The organism is Sporosarcina ureae, assembly GCF_002101375.1.
GTDB classification, from domain to species: Bacteria; Bacillota; Bacilli; order Bacillales_A; family Planococcaceae; genus Sporosarcina; species Sporosarcina ureae_B.
This window is the reverse complement of the sequence record NZ_CP015207.1, coordinates 1388952-1408087: the sequence shown is the minus strand read 5'-3', so window position 1 is coordinate 1408087 and position 19136 is coordinate 1388952. Positions and strand designations below refer to the sequence as shown.

At 38.7% G+C, this 19136-nt stretch carries 20 protein-coding genes and 1 riboswitch; of the genes, 12 read left to right on the top strand and 8 right to left on the bottom strand.

Annotated features, from left to right (window positions below; translation table 11 throughout):
* Positions 1-197 precede the first annotated feature (197 nt).
* On the top strand, positions 198-683 hold the full coding sequence (locus SporoP8_RS06965) for an STAS domain-containing protein (RefSeq protein WP_085131846.1): 486 nt from the start codon (positions 198-200) through the stop codon (positions 681-683).
* Positions 684-739: 56 nt separating this feature from the next.
* On the opposite strand, the gene SporoP8_RS06960 is transcribed toward SporoP8_RS06965, so the two are convergent.
* A complete protein-coding gene (locus SporoP8_RS06960) occupies positions 740-1177 on the bottom strand; it encodes a universal stress protein (RefSeq protein WP_085131845.1) in 438 nt (145 codons plus the stop codon).
* 211 nt (positions 1178-1388) lie between these two features.
* Between SporoP8_RS06960 and SporoP8_RS06955 the strand changes: the two genes are divergently transcribed.
* Both SporoP8_RS06955 and SporoP8_RS06950 read left to right on the top strand, forming a co-directional pair.
* A complete protein-coding gene (locus tag SporoP8_RS06955) occupies positions 1389-1955 on the top strand; it encodes a DUF4256 domain-containing protein (RefSeq protein ID WP_085131844.1) in 567 nt (188 codons plus the stop codon).
* Positions 1956-2083: 128 nt separating this feature from the next.
* Positions 2084-2698 (top strand): GGDEF domain-containing protein, encoded by a 615-nt coding sequence (locus tag SporoP8_RS06950; protein ID WP_198166084.1) that lies wholly within the window; start codon positions 2084-2086, stop codon positions 2696-2698.
* Between the two features lie 161 nt (positions 2699-2859).
* On the opposite strand, the gene SporoP8_RS06945 is transcribed toward SporoP8_RS06950, so the two are convergent.
* Positions 2860-3516, bottom strand: a complete 657-nt coding sequence (locus SporoP8_RS06945; RefSeq protein ID WP_085131842.1) for a reverse transcriptase-like protein — start codon at positions 3514-3516, stop codon at positions 2860-2862.
* Positions 3517-3608: 92 nt separating this feature from the next.
* Between SporoP8_RS06945 and SporoP8_RS06940 the strand changes: the two genes are divergently transcribed.
* Positions 3609-4712 carry a threonine synthase gene (locus SporoP8_RS06940; RefSeq protein WP_085131841.1) on the top strand — a complete coding sequence of 368 codons (1104 nt, stop codon included), beginning with the start codon at positions 3609-3611 and terminating at the stop codon, positions 4710-4712.
* Positions 4713-4780: 68 nt separating this feature from the next.
* On the opposite strand, the gene SporoP8_RS06935 is transcribed toward SporoP8_RS06940, so the two are convergent.
* The gene (locus SporoP8_RS06935; protein ID WP_085131840.1) at positions 4781-6034 is read right to left on the bottom strand and encodes a dicarboxylate/amino acid:cation symporter; all 1254 of its coding nucleotides are present in this window, start codon (positions 6032-6034) and stop codon (positions 4781-4783) included.
* Positions 6035-6564: 530 nt separating this feature from the next.
* Here SporoP8_RS06935 and SporoP8_RS06930 point away from each other — a divergent pair.
* The 3 genes from SporoP8_RS06930 (at position 6565) to SporoP8_RS06920 (ending at position 8545) form a co-directional block, all read left to right on the top strand.
* The gene (locus SporoP8_RS06930) at positions 6565-7125 is read left to right on the top strand and encodes a TetR/AcrR family transcriptional regulator (protein WP_157111233.1); all 561 of its coding nucleotides are present in this window, start codon (positions 6565-6567) and stop codon (positions 7123-7125) included.
* 172 nt (positions 7126-7297) lie between these two features.
* Positions 7298-7849 carry a biotin transporter BioY gene (locus tag SporoP8_RS06925; RefSeq protein WP_085131838.1) on the top strand — a complete coding sequence of 184 codons (552 nt, stop codon included), beginning with the start codon at positions 7298-7300 and terminating at the stop codon, positions 7847-7849.
* Positions 7850-8134: 285 nt separating this feature from the next.
* A complete protein-coding gene (locus SporoP8_RS06920) occupies positions 8135-8545 on the top strand; it encodes a universal stress protein (RefSeq protein WP_085131837.1) in 411 nt (136 codons plus the stop codon).
* 56 nt (positions 8546-8601) lie between these two features.
* Here the strand turns inward: SporoP8_RS06920 and SporoP8_RS06915 are convergent, their stop codons facing one another.
* The gene (locus SporoP8_RS06915; protein ID WP_198166083.1) at positions 8602-9873 is read right to left on the bottom strand and encodes a dicarboxylate/amino acid:cation symporter; all 1272 of its coding nucleotides are present in this window, start codon (positions 9871-9873) and stop codon (positions 8602-8604) included.
* A gap of 240 nt (positions 9874-10113) precedes the next feature.
* Between SporoP8_RS06915 and SporoP8_RS06910 the strand changes: the two genes are divergently transcribed.
* Complete coding sequence (locus tag SporoP8_RS06910) at positions 10114-10548, top strand: DUF6526 family protein (protein ID WP_085131835.1); 435 nt, start codon at positions 10114-10116, stop codon at positions 10546-10548.
* Positions 10549-10622: 74 nt separating this feature from the next.
* Here the strand turns inward: SporoP8_RS06910 and SporoP8_RS06905 are convergent, their stop codons facing one another.
* From SporoP8_RS06905 to SporoP8_RS06895, 3 genes are read right to left on the bottom strand one after another with little or no spacing between them, the layout of a single operon-like run.
* Complete coding sequence (locus tag SporoP8_RS06905) at positions 10623-11393, bottom strand: energy-coupling factor transporter transmembrane component T family protein (protein WP_085131834.1); 771 nt, start codon at positions 11391-11393, stop codon at positions 10623-10625.
* A complete protein-coding gene (locus SporoP8_RS06900) occupies positions 11371-12837 on the bottom strand; it encodes an ABC transporter ATP-binding protein (protein WP_085131832.1) in 1467 nt (488 codons plus the stop codon). Before SporoP8_RS06900 ends, SporoP8_RS06905 begins: the two co-directional genes overlap by 23 nt.
* Before the next feature lie 21 nt (positions 12838-12858).
* On the bottom strand, positions 12859-13428 hold the full coding sequence (locus tag SporoP8_RS06895) for an ECF transporter S component (protein WP_099627183.1): 570 nt from the start codon (positions 13426-13428) through the stop codon (positions 12859-12861).
* A gap of 82 nt (positions 13429-13510) precedes the next feature.
* Positions 13511-13622: riboswitch (TPP riboswitch) on the bottom strand.
* 187 nt (positions 13623-13809) lie between these two features.
* Between SporoP8_RS06895 and SporoP8_RS06890 the strand changes: the two genes are divergently transcribed.
* The 4 genes from SporoP8_RS06890 to SporoP8_RS06875 all read left to right on the top strand — a co-directional run bounded on the left by SporoP8_RS06890 (position 13810) and on the right by SporoP8_RS06875 (position 17948).
* Positions 13810-14382 carry an exonuclease domain-containing protein gene (locus tag SporoP8_RS06890; RefSeq protein ID WP_158232312.1) on the top strand — a complete coding sequence of 191 codons (573 nt, stop codon included), beginning with the start codon at positions 13810-13812 and terminating at the stop codon, positions 14380-14382.
* Between the two features lie 336 nt (positions 14383-14718).
* On the top strand, positions 14719-16221 hold the full coding sequence (locus SporoP8_RS06885; RefSeq protein WP_085131829.1) for a multicopper oxidase family protein: 1503 nt from the start codon (positions 14719-14721) through the stop codon (positions 16219-16221).
* Between the two features lie 340 nt (positions 16222-16561).
* The gene (locus SporoP8_RS06880; protein ID WP_085131828.1) at positions 16562-17434 is read left to right on the top strand and encodes a YitT family protein; all 873 of its coding nucleotides are present in this window, start codon (positions 16562-16564) and stop codon (positions 17432-17434) included.
* Between the two features lie 100 nt (positions 17435-17534).
* Positions 17535-17948, top strand: a complete 414-nt coding sequence (locus SporoP8_RS06875; RefSeq protein ID WP_085131826.1) for a universal stress protein — start codon at positions 17535-17537, stop codon at positions 17946-17948.
* A gap of 403 nt (positions 17949-18351) precedes the next feature.
* Here the strand turns inward: SporoP8_RS06875 and SporoP8_RS06870 are convergent, their stop codons facing one another.
* Positions 18352-19128, bottom strand: coding sequence for a DUF2935 domain-containing protein (locus SporoP8_RS06870; protein ID WP_085131825.1), 777 nt, complete (start codon positions 19126-19128; stop codon positions 18352-18354).
* Between the last annotated feature and the right edge of the window lie 8 nt (positions 19129-19136).

Here is a 19136-nt window from a genome sequence, read left to right as displayed (position 1 = left end):
TATTCGGCCGATAAGCCATATAATTAACCTTTTTCTCATGAACGTGTACTAATTTATTCTATAGTGTTAAATGAATAGTTTCAATGATTTGCAACGAACTGGATAAGCCCAATACAATCATCTTATGGTATGATGAATCAATGAAAATAGAAGTAAGTAAATATATAATACGATTTGCAATGTAGGGGGATTTTTATATGAATGAAGAGACAAATTCAGTACAAGGGATTACAGAACTCAAAGAACAAATTATAAAGTATGAGAAAATCATAGAAGATTTATCAGCGCCAATTATTCCTTCTATCGTACCGGAAACGATTTTAGTTCCGCTAACTGGTGCTCTTTCAGTAGGACGTTTTATGCATATCCAGGAAAAAATTGTGCAAAGAATACCTGCTAACAACATCGTGACAGTAGTCTTTGATTTCACCGATATCAGCACCTTGGCAGTGGAAGAAAATATGGGATATGAGCTATTGAGTGAAAAAATCAATGAATTAGTCAGCGTATTACAATTGATGGGCACAGAAACTATTTTTGTAGGTTTTTCACCGGCATTTGCTCAAAATTTAATTCTATCCAATGTATCGAACTTTAATCAAATCCGTGCATTTACGAATTTCCGTGAAGGTCTTCGATACTTATTAGATCAAAAAGGCATGGAAATTGTTTATAAAAAATAAACTAATGCCTGTGCAACAGCGGATTTTTAGTCTACTGTTATACAGGCATTCATTTATTACTTTACACTACGTCGAACGACCAATACGTCACATGATGCAGTCAAAACAATTGCCTCAGAGACAGAGCCTAGAAAAAAATGCTCAGCGTTCTTTACTCCTTGCGCACCGCAAACGATTAAGTCAGCTTCTACTGCTTGTGCAAGGTCTTTGGAAATATTTACTTTCGGATCGCCATGTGTGATGTATGTTTCCACATGGTCAATACCTTCTTCTTTAGCAATGGTTTTATAGCTATTCAGCAAATCCCTTATGTGTTGCTCTTCCCGTTCTCGATAGGAAGTGTCATCTTCGTCAATCGAAAACATATCAATGACGCTGACGATGTGCAATCTCGCATTTTCTTCCAGCTTTACAATGTCTATCGATTTATAAAAAGCCAGTTTTGCTTCACTTGAACCATCTACCGCGACCAGAATATCCATATATTCATTCATCTGTCAAATCTCCTCTCAAAAATCAGGATAACCTTTCATTCGTCTGATGTAATAAATTTAGTATGGTAATAATTTACTTCTTATTATACCATGCTTATAAGCGAAGTTTTATAACATTCAGAAAAACGGATCAACTAGTTGTATAAAAATTTAAAATGAACATACTACACGTATTAACAAGGGCGTTAGAATAAGTTAGGAGGTAAAGAACATGACAAATCTAAATAAGAAGTTATCAACAGAGCAACAGGAAAAGATACTCGAAACACTTCAATCACGTTTCGCTAGTAATATGGTTCGCCACACAGATATGGACTGGTCATCATTACATGACAAGCTAATAGAGAATATGGACAAGCTATGGTCCCTCCATGAGATGGAAGTCACTGGAGGTGAGCCGGACGTGGTAGACTATGACGAAACCACAGACCAATACATCTTTTTTGATTGTTCAGCAGAGAGTCCTGTAGGTCGTCGCAGCGTTTGTTATGATCGAGAAGCTTTGGAATCTAGAAAGAAGAACAAGCCAGAAAACAACGCAATGGATATGGCGAATGAGATGGGTATTGAATTATTGACAGAAGAACAATACAGATGGCTCCAGCAATTTGAAGAATTTGATAGAAAAACATCGAGCTGGGTTCAGACACCCGAAGAAATTAGGAAACGTGGTGGCGCTCTTTTTTGTGATCGTCGATATGATCAAGTGTTTTTGTATCACAATGGAGCAGAGTCGTATTATGCCGCGAGAGGATTTCGAGGCTTACTCAGATTGTGAAATGAGATAGTAATACAGTTTGCGTAGATTCGATTAATCATTCTCTTTTTAGTGTATTTCATCTATGGTAAGATAGAGAAAAGAGTAGTTTGATATGGGGATATAGTATGAAATATAGAGGTAGAGTAGTGGCTGTATGTATTGTTATATTGTTCAATATTTTGCGTTACGGCTATTACAATATCTATTTAGGTTATCTTTTTGAGAAGAGTTTCTTTATTTTAACAGGGATTTTTTTGCTGGTTGCCTGGATAGGTGGTAGACAATACGATGTAGCCAAGTTTTATGCAGAGAAAGATCCGCTAACCAACGCCTACAACCGGCGGGCAATTGATAAGGTATTTAAGAAACAGATTTCTCAATATAAGAATCAAAGGAAGAAAATTGGCGTAGTCTTGATAGATCTTGATAATTTTAAGTATATTAATGATACATTCGGGCATCAAACAGGTGATGAATTATTACGTTGCGTCGCTGAATGTATTATGAGTAACTCGAAAAAAGAGGACTATGTTGTACGCTGGGGTGGCGACGAATTCGTGCATGTAATTCTCGATCTAAAAGAGGATACTATTTCAGAATATGTTCGGAGTTTAAGAAGTAAATTATCTGATTTGGACGTAGAATCGGTCAGCGCGGTAAGTGCTTCGATCGGAATCGCAGTTTATCCAGATGACGGAGAGACTTTTGAGGTGCTGATTCAGAAGGCAGATACATCCATGTACGAAATGAAAAAAGCATAATTAGTTTCTAATCCTTGTTCAGTCTGCATAACAGAATGAACAAGGATTTTTGAAATGAAAAAATGGTGGAGAGGTATTAAATGTAATGTGGACTTCGGTAATAAGTTGATGAATGATGCTACTCGGATATATAAGCTAGCTAATAATTACGCTTAAACTTCTTATGTTCTTTCAATGGTTGCCGTAATTTCCACTCCCGTCAAAGCTTGCGTAGCTAAGCGATCAGCTTCGCTGTTTTTCTTGCGTGAAATCAGTTCATAACGTGGATGGAGCCCTAAAGATTCCATCTTTTTTTCAACTGTATTGGCCCAACTGTATAGTTCTTCTTCAATTACAGGCCATTCTTCGCTTAAATGATTGATTACGACCCGTGAGTCACCCTTAATCGCAATGGGTAAGTGGTGCGCTCCAAGTGTTTCAAGTTCTTGCAAGCATAGATGAAGTGCTGCATATTCTGCTTCGTTGTTTGAAGATAAGTGTGTAGCAATGGCGTTTTTTCGTAGTCTATAAGATTTACCATTTTGGTCATAATAAAGTACGCAACCGAGACCGGCCAACTTTGTATCCCAATCGAAACCACCGTCGAAGTATACTATGATATTATGTGGCTCTGTTTCAATGCCCTTCAAATAGCCTTTTAATTCTTTAATAGTCCAGGAACTATCAAACTGGTCTGTGAATTTTATTTGTTTTGTGCGACCTGTTTTCTCTAAGTCCTCAGCAATCAGCAGTGCTTGCTCTGCAGGTAATTCTTCGGACTTGAAAACGGTTGGTGTTCCTTTTTTTGATGTATAGAGCCATTCAATAAATACATTCAAAGTGATCCCTCCCATATACTCAGTTTAGCCAATAAAAATAGATAAAAACCCATTAGTATGTAAATTATATTTACATAAAGGAGATAATGAATATGACCTTGTATAGCTGTTCAGAATGCAAGAAAGCGTATCCTATTGAAGCCACATGGTGGAAATGTGAATGTGGTGGTCTGCTGGATTTAGTACAGTCGGAATCAGACAAGAAGTATGATAATTGGACGAGCCAAAGATCCATTTGGAGATATGTTTCTTCAATGGTAGGTAGTGAGTATTTAACGGGTTGGCGTTCTATTACACTTGGAGAAGGTCAAACACCTTTACTTGAATTAGATGAATCCACATCAAACACGTTTATCAAAGTAGATTTCATGATGCCGACACTTTCTTTTAAAGATCGAGGTGCAGCAGTACTCGTGACGCTGGCAAAACAGTTGGGTGTGAACAAGTTGATTGTAGATAGCAGTGGTAATGCGGGAACAGCCATTGCTGCATACAGTGCCAAAGCAGGAATAGACTGTGATGTTTATGTAAGTGTGAATACATCACCCAATAAATTGGCGCAAATTCAAGCGCATGGAGCAAATATTAAAACAGTGAGTGGAACAAGGGAAGATGTGGCGATTGCAGCTCAATCTGCAGTTGAGGAGGAGCAAGTATTTTACGCAAGCCATGTCTACAATCCGTATTTTTACGAAGGTACAAAAACGTATGCTTATGAAGTTTATGAACAATTGGGGACAGTACCTGATACAGTATTGATACCAGTAGGAAATGGAACGTTGTTATTGGGTGTTTACTATGGCTTTAAAGAGTTGCTTGAAGCAAAGAAAATTGACTATATGCCGAAGATCATCGCGATTCAAGCTGAGAAATGTGCACCGCTTGCGAAAGCATTTGAAAGTGGGGAACTTACAGCCAAGTCGGTCGTGAATGAAGGAACTCTTGCAGAAGGTATTGCCATTGCGTCACCAGCCAGGTCCAAACAAATAGTAGAAGCTGTTAGGGAGACTGATGGTACGTTCATTACTGTTTCTGAGGATGAAATTTTAGAAGCTCGCGTAAAGCTTGCGGCCAAAGGGTTCTATGTAGAAATCACTTCTGCTATTAATTATGCTGGATACACTAAATATGGGAATTCTAAAGATGAAGTCATTGTAATCCCGTTATGCGGAGCAGGCATCAAGTCTTCAACATAAAAAATCCTGCGCGGAAAGCCGCCATGTATAGTACACATGATTACTTTCCGTACAGGAATCATTGATTATTATGCGGTTTCCGTATTACTTTGACTCTCTTCGACATCTGGCTCACCTAACACACCTTCTGTTTGCGCAACGACAACAGCACATGCAGCATCACCAGTAATGTTGACAGCTGTGCGTACCATATCAAGTAGGCGATCTACTCCGAGTACTAGCGCAATTCCTTCAACCGGAAGCCCGACTGATGTCAGAACCATTGCTAACATGATTAATCCTGCACCTGGAACAGCAGCTGTTCCAATACTAGCCAGTACTGCAGTTAAAACAACAGTAAGTAACTGTCCTATAGTTAACTCGATACCATAAGCTTGTGCAATGAATATAACGGCTGCACCTTGCATGATCGCGGTGCCGTCCATATTAATAGTAGCTCCAAGCGATTGAGTGAATGAACTGATAGACTCGGGTACTTTTAACTTCTCCTGAGCTGTTTTCATTGAAATTGGTAGTGTCGCAGCAGAACTTGCCGTACTGAACGCGACAACCTGAGCGGGAAAGAAGTTCTTGAAGAACCAGAGCGGACTACGCTTTCCAATAAATGCGACCGATCCACCATAGACGACAATCGTATGGATTAGAAGAGCCCCGAGAACGACCCCCATATACATACCCATTACCTTAAGTGCGTCAATCCCTTGACTTCCCACAGCAGACGCAATCAAACCGAATGCTCCGTATGGCGCGAATTTCATAACAAATGTGATCAGGTACATAATGAGTTCATTAACTTGCTCGAATAATTCTTTCACTCTTTCAACTTTACTCCCCATCATTGCCATTCCAAAGCCAACCAATGCTGCAAAGAAGATAATCTGAAGCATATTGCCTTCTGCCATAGCACTAATCGGATTTGTAGGAATAATGCCTAATAGTGTTTCCGCTACTGGAGGAGCTTCTTGCGCTTCATATGTGGCATTAGCTGTTTCAAAGTTACCTCCTACACCCGGCTTTAGCAATAGACCGAGAGAAATCGCGATGACAAGAGCAATGGCTGTTGTAATCAAGAAAAATCCAAGGGTCTTTCCACCAATTCTACCTAATTTCTTCGGATCACCAATTCCAACCGTTCCAAGAACAATTGAAATGAATACCACAGGGACAACTAGCATCTTCATGAGATTCAAGAAAATTGTACCAAGTGGTTTAAATAGAAATGCATCAGCTTTTGTAAAAATACTAGGCATGAAAATATTTAATACTAAACCGACGACTACCCCTGCAATAAGTGCAATAATGATATTTCTGGCCAACTTCATAAATATCCCTCCTTAATATAAGGTATTCAATAATCAACATACATATGAAAGCGCTTACTTTCTATTATTCGACATATTTGGTAGATTGTCAACCTAATTAGGTAGATACTTAACCAGTTATTGAATAGTTCAAAAGAAACAAAGAAAGTGAGTACGGTCGGTGTGTTGATACATTCATAACTAAATAATTCGCAGGAGAAAGAAATTGATGTAAGTTAAGTTTCTGAAGAGGACATTGCATAGAAAACGTACAATCAGGAGTATAGACATTATTACATCATCGCGAGTCTTAAGTTATGCGGGTAATGTTGCATGAGAGGCAAAGGGGCAGGTATTCATCAGTATCTTATGTAAATCAAACTGTATAAATAAATTGATATCTTTCAAAATTCAAAGTATTATTTGGTTTTTAATGTGAGTCGCTGTACAATTAGGTTATCTATGAATTAATTCTTATATTAAGATAGGAAGTGTGTCAACTGAAAAAGAGAGGCCGCCGAGCGGGAGCTGATGGCGAGAAAAGTCGTCAATTGCTTTTAGAAATTTCTGCAATGCAATTCGCTATTCATGGTTTCCATAAAACGAAGATTAGTGAAATCGTGAAAGAAGCAAACGTCACACAGCCAACATTCTACTTATATTTTAAAAATAAAGAAGCCGTATTTCAGGAATTAGTCGATATGTTTAAAGAAAAATTATATCATCATGTAGCACAAAGCAAACTTCCCGCAGATATAGCAGAAGAAGGTCTAAAGGGGCGAATTGCTTATGGGTTGTGTGCTGTTTTTGAGCTCTTTCAGCAACACGAAGAAGTTGCACGAATTGGTTTTGTCATTTCGGAAGAAGCGGCTAACATTAAAGAACAAATGACTGCACAAATAGAAAGTAATCTTAAAGAAGAAGCAGAGCTTGGATATTTTCATACAAATATAAACTTTGGCGTTGTCGCTGCTGCAATGGTTGGCGCGATTGAATATCTGGCAATCACCAAACTTTGGACAGGAACACATAAACCAGAGGAATTGGCAGAAGAGATTACAAATTTATTTTTAATCGGATTAAAAAATAACTATTCAATAGAGATTTCTTAAATAAAATGTTTGATATCGACTTCTATTGAACGACTAACTAAATAGCAATCTTATTTTTTATATGCTCTTTGAGTAAACAAACCTATAAAAAGTATTGACACATATATTTGTTTACTATAAAATCAATGTCAACATTAGTTAGAATAGGGTTTACTCAAAGGGGATCATACATATGATGGATTCAAGAAACAGATTAAAAATGATGATTGTAACCGCATTATTCGCTGCCATTATTGGTATTATGGCACAGCTAACGATTCCACTACCTTTAGTTCCGATTACAGGACAAACACTTGCAGTCGGTTTAGCAGCGACTATTTTAGGTTCACGTTATGGAACCATCTCTGTACTAGTATATTTAGCGATGGGCGCGGTAGGGATACCGGTATTTTCAGGCATGTCTTCGGGTTTAGGTGTGATTTTTGGACCCACTGGTGGATTTCTGATCGGCTTTATCCCAACGGCATTCATTACGGGGTATTATATGGAGCGCACAAGTTTCAAACTACCAAATGCAGTTATTGCAAATATCATTGGCATGTTCGTTGCCTTAGCGTTTGGTACAGTATGGCTAAAATTTATTGCGGAACTTTCTTGGACAGCCGCTGTGATGGCTGGCTTCGTGCCATTTTTAATCGGTGGTTTCATCAAGGCATTTCTTGCGGCATGGGCAGGTATTACGGTTCGCGGGAGATTGCTTGCTAACCGACTATTGCTTGCTTAATTTTATTTCAGATGATGTAAAACGTTAATTCATATAATATGAGTTAACGTTTTTTTAATATGTTAGTTCATTATTGCTTCACATTAATTGGATAAGAAAAGCAGTTGGATTTTTGTTGAGTAATTGGTAGAATGATTTTGTAATGATAGAACAGATACTTATTACTAGACTAGATGATCCGTGAAGAGGGTATACAACTTGAGATTGGAATGATATATCGGTGGCGGAAACTAAGAGAAGATCCCCATTGAAAAAATGAGGGAAGCAGTTTTAGGAGGTATTACCATGAAGATTGCTGTGGCGGTAGATGGCTCAAATAATGCATTACGGGCAACAGATTATGCAATCATGTTAGTGAAACAATTTTCTGAAGCTAAACTGGAATTGATCCATGTGATCGACTTCAATAAAGAAGATGAGCGATTATTAAAACAAAGTCCTCATAGTCTTGCTATGTATCAAAAGAAGAAGATGCAATCTGCACTGAAATTAGTAAATGATAGTGGAATAGTAGCGGAAGTTACAATGCTTCGTGGGAATCCGCATCAGCAAATTATTAAACACGTAAATGCGAATGAAATTGATCATCTCATCCTAAGCAGTCGCGGTTTAAGATTACTTAAAAAGTTAGTTATGGGTAGTGTCAGTCAAAAAGTCATCAAACATGTGAATAGCTCTGTCACGATAATTAAATAAACAATATAAAGCAGAACTGCCGTAGCGTATCCTACAGATATGTTACGGCAGTTTTTTTAGAGTCTTTTACTGTCGGCGTATGCTGGTTCTGGACTTTGCGTTTTCATATCGGTGATTGAAGTATTACCTTCCCACTTATCTAGTATCACGGCATTGGCTGTATTGCCAAATACGTTCAACAATGTACGGAAGCCATCAGTCAAACGATCCACTCCAGCGACAAGCGCAATACCCGCAAGAGGTAAATTGGCTGCGGCAAGTACAGTGGACATCATAATGATACCTGCACCTGGCACACCTGCTGTACTAAATGACACGACAAGTGCACTGACAATGATGGCTAGGATTTGTGCGCCACTCAGCTGGATATCAAATAGCTGAGCAACGAATAAAGCATTGAATGTCTGCAAAATGCAAGCACCGTCACGTTTCAAGGCAGTTCCTAAAGGTATCGCAAAACCTGCAATCTCCTCTTTCATTTTAAATTCTTTTTTGCTATTTTCCATGGCGACCGGCAATGCTGCATTAGAGCTAGCCGTACCGAATGCGATACCGAATGTCGGCTGGAAGCTTTTCCAGAAGTGCTTTGGGGACACATGTAGGAAGCTTAGAATAACAAAGTACGCGATAGCCATCAGTGTCAAAGCTAAGATTAATCCTAAAATATAAACAAATAATTTTTGCACAATATCAAGACCTTGTGTGGCAATTACAGAACTGATTAAGGCGAAAACACCTATTGGAGACAATTTCAAAACAAGCATCGTAATCTTTTCTACGATAGTGTGCACGCTTTCTACGAATGAAAGAAATGGTTTTGCTTGACTGCCAGCCATACGAATTCCGATGACAACAATAATTGCCGTGAAGATAATCTGCAACAAATTCCCTGTGGCGAACGCTTCGAATGGATTGGTAGGAACTATCGAAATCAACCATTCAAGAATACCTTGTCCTTCCTTTGCCTCTCCTGCTGCCACTTCCCCTAAGCCATCTACTATATTCCCGGGTTTCAATACTGAAGCCGTGATATAACCAATGACAAGCGCGAGTATGCTAGTGCTGATGTAAAGGAACAATAGCTTCCCTGTTAACCGTCCAACTTTTTCAGAGTGATCTATACTAGAGAAACCTACAATCAATGATGTAAACACAATGGGTACTACTACGAACTGGATTAAGCTCAAGAAAATTTTACCGATTGGAGAAAGTACGTATTCATTCAATTGCGGTACTGCTTGCGGGAGAAAGATATTTAGAATAATCCCAAAAATAATACCCAACACGAGACCGACTGTGATTTTTGTTGAAAGTTTAATAGAAAACAACTCCTTTAATCCTTATTGATATAGTAGGTTTAATATAATGAAATATATATGTTTTGTCAATACTAATAATTCTAACTATTGCAAGAGTGTATAGTAGTCGCTAATTTTATTGAGTCTTGTTCAATAAGATCAAATGGTATTATGATGAATTGAAACAACTATCTTAAGAAAGAGCAATTATGTATACAACTAATATTAAATCATATAAGATACCCCTATAGGTATGTAAGGGGGGACGAGATGAAAGAACAATCGTATGAAAATCATACACGGGTAACACCTTTGCAACACTATATTTGGTTACCATTAAGCGTTCTATTGCTTTTGACAACAGCGATCTATGGAATTTATCAATTTGTAAAGCATGGGTTTTCAATGCAGATTTTGCTATTATTCGCTGTCATCGTTCTTGCTATTATTCCAGGGATGCTCGCACGGATTTATGCGTTGTCTTTGCAAGATCGATTAATCATCACAGAGGAACAGCTTCGTTACTTTATGTTGACGGGTAACCGTTTAGTTGCACAATTGACGAAATCACAATGGATTGCATTACGATTTGCTTCAGATGAAGAGTACGTGGAGCTTGCGAATCGGGCAGTAGTGGAAGATCTGTCACCAGATGAAATTAAGAAATCTATAAAGTCATGGAGAGCAGATCATCAGCGTGTGTAATGAAAATAGAGAACACAGGATCTGAATTAGATCTGTGTTCTCTTTTAAGTTGGTTACATATTATATATCGCTAATTATCGATATATTGATAGGAAAAAGGCTGAAGATAAACTACATATCATGACAAGTAAAAATACCATATCTATCCCAGTATACCGTGTAGGATAATAATATGTCCTTGCAGCACCCATCTGATACTGTTTCGCTTCCATCGCAACTGCAATGCGTTGCGCGCGCCGTATACTTTGGGCAAATAGCGGAACTGTATAGGACTGCAATCGTTCATAGAAACCTCTAAATCCTTTTGAAAACTGGATATTTCGTACTTTTAAAGCATTCCTACGAATTTGTAGCTCTTCAGTTACAGCAGGAATTAAACGAAAAGCTGCAATAAAGCTATAGGCATATTTGGACGGCAGACGAAACTGTTGCATCATAGCATAAAAGAATAGTACAGGTTGGATAGTTAAGATAAACGTAAAGCCAACGAAGCCGAATGAAAGTGACTTACTTCCGAGCAAAAGCGCGTGTTGAATACTCTCTTCAGAAATCTTGAATAGCCCCCATTGCCAAATTACCGCTTCACCCTTACCGAACAACAACATGGTCAACCCAGTGGATAGGAATGAAATAGCTAACGGAATGGAAAGCAATGAAAGTTTCTTCAGCGAATAACCGCTAAATACATAAAATAATATTCCATATAAAATAGCTTGTGAGATAGCAAAAGATAAACTTTGATTTACGAGCGTAATAATCAAGAACGCAAAAAATACGATAAATTTTAACGCAGGATTGACTCGAAATAACCAGGTTTCGCGTTTAGGTGTGAACCAATTGAACACTCTTCGCACCTCCTACTCCATTAGCCGTATGCACAACACCATCAACTACAGTCCAAACAGCAGTAGCGAAGTTTTCTACTATTTCTGTATCATGCGTAACCATCAAAATTGTCATGCCTCCAGTGCGCAATTGTTCCAGCTTTTCAAGAATGGCGAAGGTGTTTCGTGCATCCTGCCCGAAAGTAGGCTCATCCAGTAACAAAATGTCTGTACTAGGAGTAAGAGCAGTTGCGACACTCAAACGACGCTTTTGACCCGTAGATAGCTGGTAAGGATGGCGCGAAACAGAATCAGGTAAGTTAAATAAGCACATCAATTCTTTCGCATATACGTCTGCATCATCTTTTGGCATGCCGTGTAAAGATACGGTTAACTCTTCCGTAATCGAGTTCGTCACAAATTGTAGTTCGGGATTTTGAAAGACGAGCGACAGACCTTGCGGGAGTTGCCGTTTCTTCTTTTTCCACGTAATGGGTACACCGTTCACTTCATAGATACCGCTAGTCCGAAGTAATTGCATGAGAGATAAAAGTAATGTACTTTTACCAGAACCATTTTCGCCAACAATTGTAATCCAGTCACCGGCCTGTACAGTCGCATGTTTGGCAGAAATCTTCTCCATTTGACCACGATAGCCGTGAAAGTCCTGGATTTGAATTTTCTTTTGTGATGAAACGGCTTGACGATTTATCATCATTAATTGAAACGCATCAGATGTTTTATATTCTTCCCATACCCCTGGGTACCAAATACCATATCGTTTTAGTTGTTCTTGAAAGTTTGCAAAAATATATGCTGGTGAACCATCTGCGATTATGACGCCATGATCATTAAACAACACAACACGATCTACCCAGTCAGCAATCAAATTGATTTTATGCTCCACAATGATCACAGTTTTATCAGCGGTTGCCTCTTTAATAGAAGACCAAATCTGTTGCGTGCCGTCCGGATCCAATAATGCAGAGGGTTCATCCAGAAATAGCACGTCAGGTTCTAATAATAAAACAGAAGCCAATGCTAACCGTTGTTTCATACCTTGAGACATTTCATTGATGGGCGTGTGGACATCTTTCAAATGCAAGTCCACACGCTTTAACACTTCTTCAATAAGAAGTGCCATTTCTTCACGCGGAACTTGAAGATTCTCTAAAACGAATGCAAGTTCTTCATCTACATAGGTCATACAGAATTGTGTGTCTGGGTCTTGGAAAACGAACCCCCATGAGTCAGGTAACAGAATGTCTGTTGCTTTCATTGGCAGTTCGATGGAGCTTGGTATAATGCCGCTCAGTACTTGGAGTAAAGTGGATTTCCCACAACCACTAGGACCAAGCATGAGAACTTTTTCGCCAGACTGAACAGAGAAGGAGAAGTCTTTAAAGACCAAAGCATCTTCTCCTGGAAACTTCAGTCGTAAATCTGTAACGCTGATGTTATTCATAGTTGGATCATACCTCCGCTTTTACTGATCAAGCATCGTATATTCTTTTTTATCAACAGGTCGAATGAGCGACGTCACACCTGTTGCTTCTAGCGCTCTTACAATGAGCACAGCAAAAATACCCGTGAAGATGAATGCGCTGATTGCACGTAATCCGTATTTTACAATGAGTGCCCATGTTTCGAGTGCTGCGTAACCATAAACCAAATCAAGTCCGAAACTTGCAAGACATGACGCGATTCCTGCTAATCCAGCAATTAAAATAGAATAGCGTTTATAACGGAATGCAGCGAACAATAATTCCGCAGCAAGACCCTGTGCGAGTCCATACATCAATACTTCAATACCATGACCAGCAAACGCAGATAAGGAAGCCCCTGCAATACTTGCGATGAGTGCAGTACCTGGTTTTCGTAATAATAAAAAGGCGAACGGCCCGACCATGAACCACATACCGTAAAGCAGTTGACGCGCGACAGGCATGATCGGTTTGACGACAGTGTATAAATCATCCCAAAACTTCATCAGCACGCCAAACACAACGCCAATCATGATGGTAATCAATAAATCGGTGAACTTTAACTTTTTCAAACTCTTCCACTCCTTGTTATTTTTTCATACAAAAAAGCCGTCTGAAGAGCAGACGGCCGAGGAAGGAAAGAGATTCCTGTATAATTCCATCGATCACGCTCTCTACGCTGGCATTACCCAGATCAGATTAACGGTCAGCAGTGGATTCATCTGCTATCTCAGCCTGATTCTCTCAAGCACCCGGACGGACAATCATGTAAGCAATCCTAGTATACAGCACGTTGAATTGTGTGGCAACTTATGAAATGACTACATGTTCAATAAAATGCTTGCAGTTTAAATTGAACATATTGTACTGAAATCCTGATATACTAATAGGATAGAAATGTTCATAATTAAATTCTCGATATAATGGAAATAGAGTGTAAAAGGAGTTTTCACATGACAAAACATATAGCGTTTATTGACGTGGAGACGACAGGTATGAGTGCCGAGGCGAGTGAAGTGATCGAGTTAGGCGTTATGCTGGGAGAGTATGAAAATAACCGTATTGTTCGGGTCGCTGATGAGTATTGCGAGTTTCAAGAACCGTTCTATTCCATTTCTCCGACGATTACGAATCTCACGGGCATTACCGATCAGATGGTAAGAGGGAAGTCGCTTGATATGGATAGAATTCTAAAAATACTTGATCAAGCAGACGGTATAGTAGCACATAACGCATCATTTGATAGGGGGTTCGTCAGCCGGCTATTACCTGAAACGCTCGATATGGACTGGTATTGCTCCGTCAGACAAATCAAATGGAAAAATTACGGCTTTGAAAACGGTAAACTGCAACAATTGCTGAGAGCGCACCGAATTCAAGTGCATAATGCCCACAGAGCACTTGACGATGCAAAAAACCTAGCACTCTTACTGAACTCGTCCAATCCGAATCTGACGGATGATACATTCATCTCCTATTTGATGAATAAAGCACCGATGAAGAAACCAGCCAAATCAAGATTTTAATAGTAGCGAATGATGTCCGGGAATACTTCACCGGGCATCTTTTTTGTATGGTTTAAGGTTTAAATCATGGGAAAGTGAGTCTTATAACAAAATCAAAGTATAGAATGATGACACAAAGACGTCATGGAAGTATGCTGAATTCTTATGTATAAACCAATCTGCACATCTTTTTCATAATCTTTTTCTATACTTAAAATATAGATGGCTAGGAAGTTTATTGAAGACTATAGAAGAGATGGGAGACAAATGAAAACGAAAGAGAAGAATCAGCGAAGAGAAATATAGGTCTACTGAAAACTATGAATGAATATGGGCGATGCCGCTTAAAAGCTTTTCATGTGCAAAGTTTTTCATATATTTTCGCTGAGTGCGATACTGATCAGTGGATGTAGTAACGATACACAATCGAATGATCAGAACAATCAACACATGATGAATCAAAATAACAACGAAGGAAATCATCACATGATGGGTGACTCTGCAATGGGTAACGGGCATATGAGCCATGATGACGTAGTGCGTTTAGAAGACTCGACAGGTGAAAATGAATTATATATTCCACCGTTATTAACTAGTGAAACGACAGAGGGGACTGAGTATATTGTTAAGGCGCAAAAAGGTAAGGTGAATATATTTGAAGGTGTGACTACAGAAACTTTAGGATATAACGGTGATCTATTAGGTCCGGTTCTTCAATTTAAAAAAGGTGAAACCGTTAAAATTAAAACAATAAATGAATTAGATGAGGAGACAACGTTTCATTGGCATGGTTTAGAAGTGTCTGGTGAGGCAGATGGAGGACCGCATAAAACACTTAGTCCAAGTGAAGAGGCACTAATAGAATTTGAAGTGACACAAGAGGCGGCTACATTGTGGTTTCATCCTCATCCAGAGGGCAAGACATCTGAACAAGTATATAAAGGACTCGCAGGGCTGATTTATATTGAAGATTCTAATTCGGACAAGTTAGAAATCCCTAAAGAATACGGAAAAAACGATATACCATTAGTTTTCCAAGACCGAATTTTCGATGAGCAAGGGCAATTAGATTATAAAGCGGTAATGAACGAAGATGGGACGATAGGTGATACGTTATTGGTCAATGGTACAGTAAATCCTGAATTAACAGTAGGAAAAGAACAAGTACGTCTACGCTTACTAAATGGATCGAACGCGAGAAATTTTACGTTCAAATTGAATACAGGTGAATCATTTGTTCAAATTGCGACAGATGGTGGCTTCTTAAATGACCCCCTAAAATTGAATGAAGTAACTTTGACGCCATCGGAGAGAGCGGAGATAATTATTGATTTCTCGCAACTTAATTCTACAGATGATTTATCTTTGATTAATGAAGATGGATCTATTCTTTTACCGTTTGATGTGTCAAATCAAGAAGTAGATCGTACGCAAACATTGGGGCAATTAAATGATTTTGCCGTAACGGAAGAAGAAAAAAACATGCCGGTTACGAAGAATATTGAACTCTTTGGTATGATGGATCATGTGACAATCAATGGAAAGAAATTTGATTCAAGAAGAATAGATTTTACACAAAAGCAAGGCGTTACAGAGGTATGGGAAATTTATAATAGGAAAGATATGATGGGTGGAATGATTCATCCATTCCATATTCATGGTACAGAGTTCAAAATACTCTCGAGAAATGGGATAGAACCTGAAGAGAATGAAAGAGGATGGAAGGATAGTATTGCTGTTCATCCAGGAGAAAAAGTGAAAATCGCCGTACAGTTTAAGCATAAAGGTGTGTATATGTTCCATTGTCACATTTTGGAGCATGAAGACAATGGAATGATGGGACAAATAGAAGTGAAGTAAAAGATATGCCCAAAGTAGCCAGTGAAATATTCATTTCACTGGCTACTTTGCGTTTTTATAAAATACAGGAAGTTTATATTGAGTTAGTCAGGAGGGAATTCTAAAAAAGTAAATGAAAAGGAATAAACCCATGATGAAAAGACGGTAGAAGAACCGTCAAACGAAGATATAAAATGGGTGATTTAAGCGATGGAAGAGTGAAAATCAGAAAGAGTTCATAGAGAGCGGGCTTTCTAGAAAAAACTCCGAATTTCTACTTTCAATGGAATAGTTTATATGGATAAAAGGGTATGGTAAATAGAAGCATGTGACTTACTGAATAACTGAAAGGAATGAGAAGATGAAAGTAATTACTAAGAAGTCACATAAGAAGTTACGACTTTTGTATCAAGCCTTTTTCGTCATGCTGGGTGGAGTGATTACAGCGTATGGACTTGAATCAGTCCTTATTCCGAACAATGTATCGGATGGTGGGGTTACAGGCCTTAGTATTGTAGGTTCTAAAGTTTTTGGACTTCCGTTAGGTGTTTTAATTGCGGTTTTAAATATTCCGTTTATCTATCTTGGTTATAAACAGATAGGCAGGCGCTTTGCGGCGCTTTCTGTAGTAGGCATCGTATCTTTAAGTGCCAGTACAAGTCTAATGCATCATATTCCCATCATTGTACAAGACGATACATTATTGGTAACTGTAGTTGGCGGGATCATTATTGGAGTCGGAATCGGAATAGCTTTGCGTAACGGTGGAGCACTCGACGGTATTGATATGCTAGCAGTGTTGCTGTCAAGGAAACTTCCGTTTGGTACAAGCGATCTTATTTTGTTTCTGAATATTTTTGTCTTTATCGTCGTTTCAACTGTTTTTGGACTGACAGGTGCCATTATGTCAGCAATTGCTTATTTCATCGCATCGAAAGTCATATCTATCATGGAAATAGGATTTAGTGGTTCCAAAACATTTAAGATTGTAACGGAAAAACCTGAATTGATGATCGAAGAGATTCACGGACGTTTGGGTCGGAGTGCTACTTACCAAATGGTACAAGGGAGTTATACCAATAAACAGTTCATGGAAATCACTTGCAATATTCATCATTTGGAAGATAGTAAAATGAAAGAAATCATTCGTGACGTAGACAAAAATGCATTTGTGGCGGTATATGAAGTTGCAGAAATTAAGCGAGGGAATTTTGGCGGGGGGCAAGTGCGTTAAGTAGGTGTAATCGAAAGTAAAAGGATGGCGGTCAAGATTCATGTACTAAACTTCTCAAGTGAATAATTATATAGAAAATTATGATGAGGGAGTGAACGATATGAAAATTGCTGTAGCGATTGATGGATCTGAAAATGCGATGCGTGCCGCAAAACATGCGATTATGCTAGCGGAATATTTACCTCAAGTTACGTTAGAGATTATCTATGTAGAGGATCTCAGCGAGGCGAAGATCGGCAGACAGTTATCACAAAGTCCGGAAAGCCTAGCACTGAAACGTGAACAAAAGATGCAACCAATTTTAGCTATGGCGAAGGAAGCAGCGGTAGATACGAAAGTGATTATGCTTAAAGGGAATCCTAGTCAGGAAATAATAAGATATGTGAATGATAGGAAAATCAACAAATTAGTCATCGGCAGCCGCGGTTTAAATTCAATTCAAGAAATGGTGATGGGCAGTGTCAGTCATAAAGTGATGAAACATGTGGACTGTCCAGTAACAGTGGTAAAATAAAAAGAGATGGTAGTTCAGTATAGTGAACTACCATCTCTTTTTATTTTTCATATTCCTCCCACTTAATTATGTCATGGAATCTGGTGGGACGCTCTTGCTGAGTAATTGCGTATGAAAGTGGATCAAAAGTGATTTCAATATGCATACCTGGTCGAATGTCATCAAAGAATTCATTGACGTTGAACCAGGCGGATTCATAAGATGCACTTATTATTTCATCCGTAGATAGGTCTTCATATTCCATATGTATCCATTACGTGTTCCAGTTCCGCCGAATTCATTTCCACCACCGCCCCTCTACTACTATAACGAAGATGCAATAGAAATAGTTTTAAATTGCAAGACTTTTACAGGGTAAATGAAAAAACACGACGAGAGAGTTCCCGTCATGTTTTCATGAAAATTAGTTTACGACTTGATCTTCGAGGTTTTTCCACAAATGGTGTGCTTCTCTCGCAATGTGTTCGAGCAAATCAGGCGGCGCGGTCGTAACCGCGGCACAGGCTTTGATCAGTTCACTCAATTCCAACTTAAAAGCTTCTAGAGCCTTTGCTTCTTTTATCACCATTTGATTGAATGTATTCAAAACAGGTGATACTTCATTGCGTGGTCTGCGAATAATCGTCTTCAAAGCTTGCGCTTGTAGTAGAAGGTTTTCGAATTTTTTAGTCATCGCGCGTACTTGATCGTGTAATTCATAGTTAGAAGCATCTACGTAATGGCTGATGAATAATAAGTGATCGAGCATTTGACGAAGCCAGAAGTTGCTCTCATGTAATGTCGCATCAGCTGGTGTAATATAAGAATTTGTTTCAATTAATTTGAACACACGCTCTGCTTCCTCGGCTTCTCTAATCATATGATCAAGAAGGGAAGTAGGGGTAGAAATGATTACGTCGCAATGCAATGCACGATCCATCGTGTGAATTAGTAGATCAGCGAACTCTTTTGTCGAACTCTTTGCCTCATCGATAATTAATCCAATATCGCCGGTTTTGGATTCAGTCTTTTTAAAGATTACCCCCATGCGATCGATCATTTGCTGATTGGCGCGTGCTAACTCTAACTCATGGTGACTAATTTCTCTATCGAAAAATTCCCCATGCTCAAAGTTGTTACGCACCCAAAAATCGATAATGCCGTACGTATCCCGTTCATAATTATCTGTATAACCAGCCATTCATACAT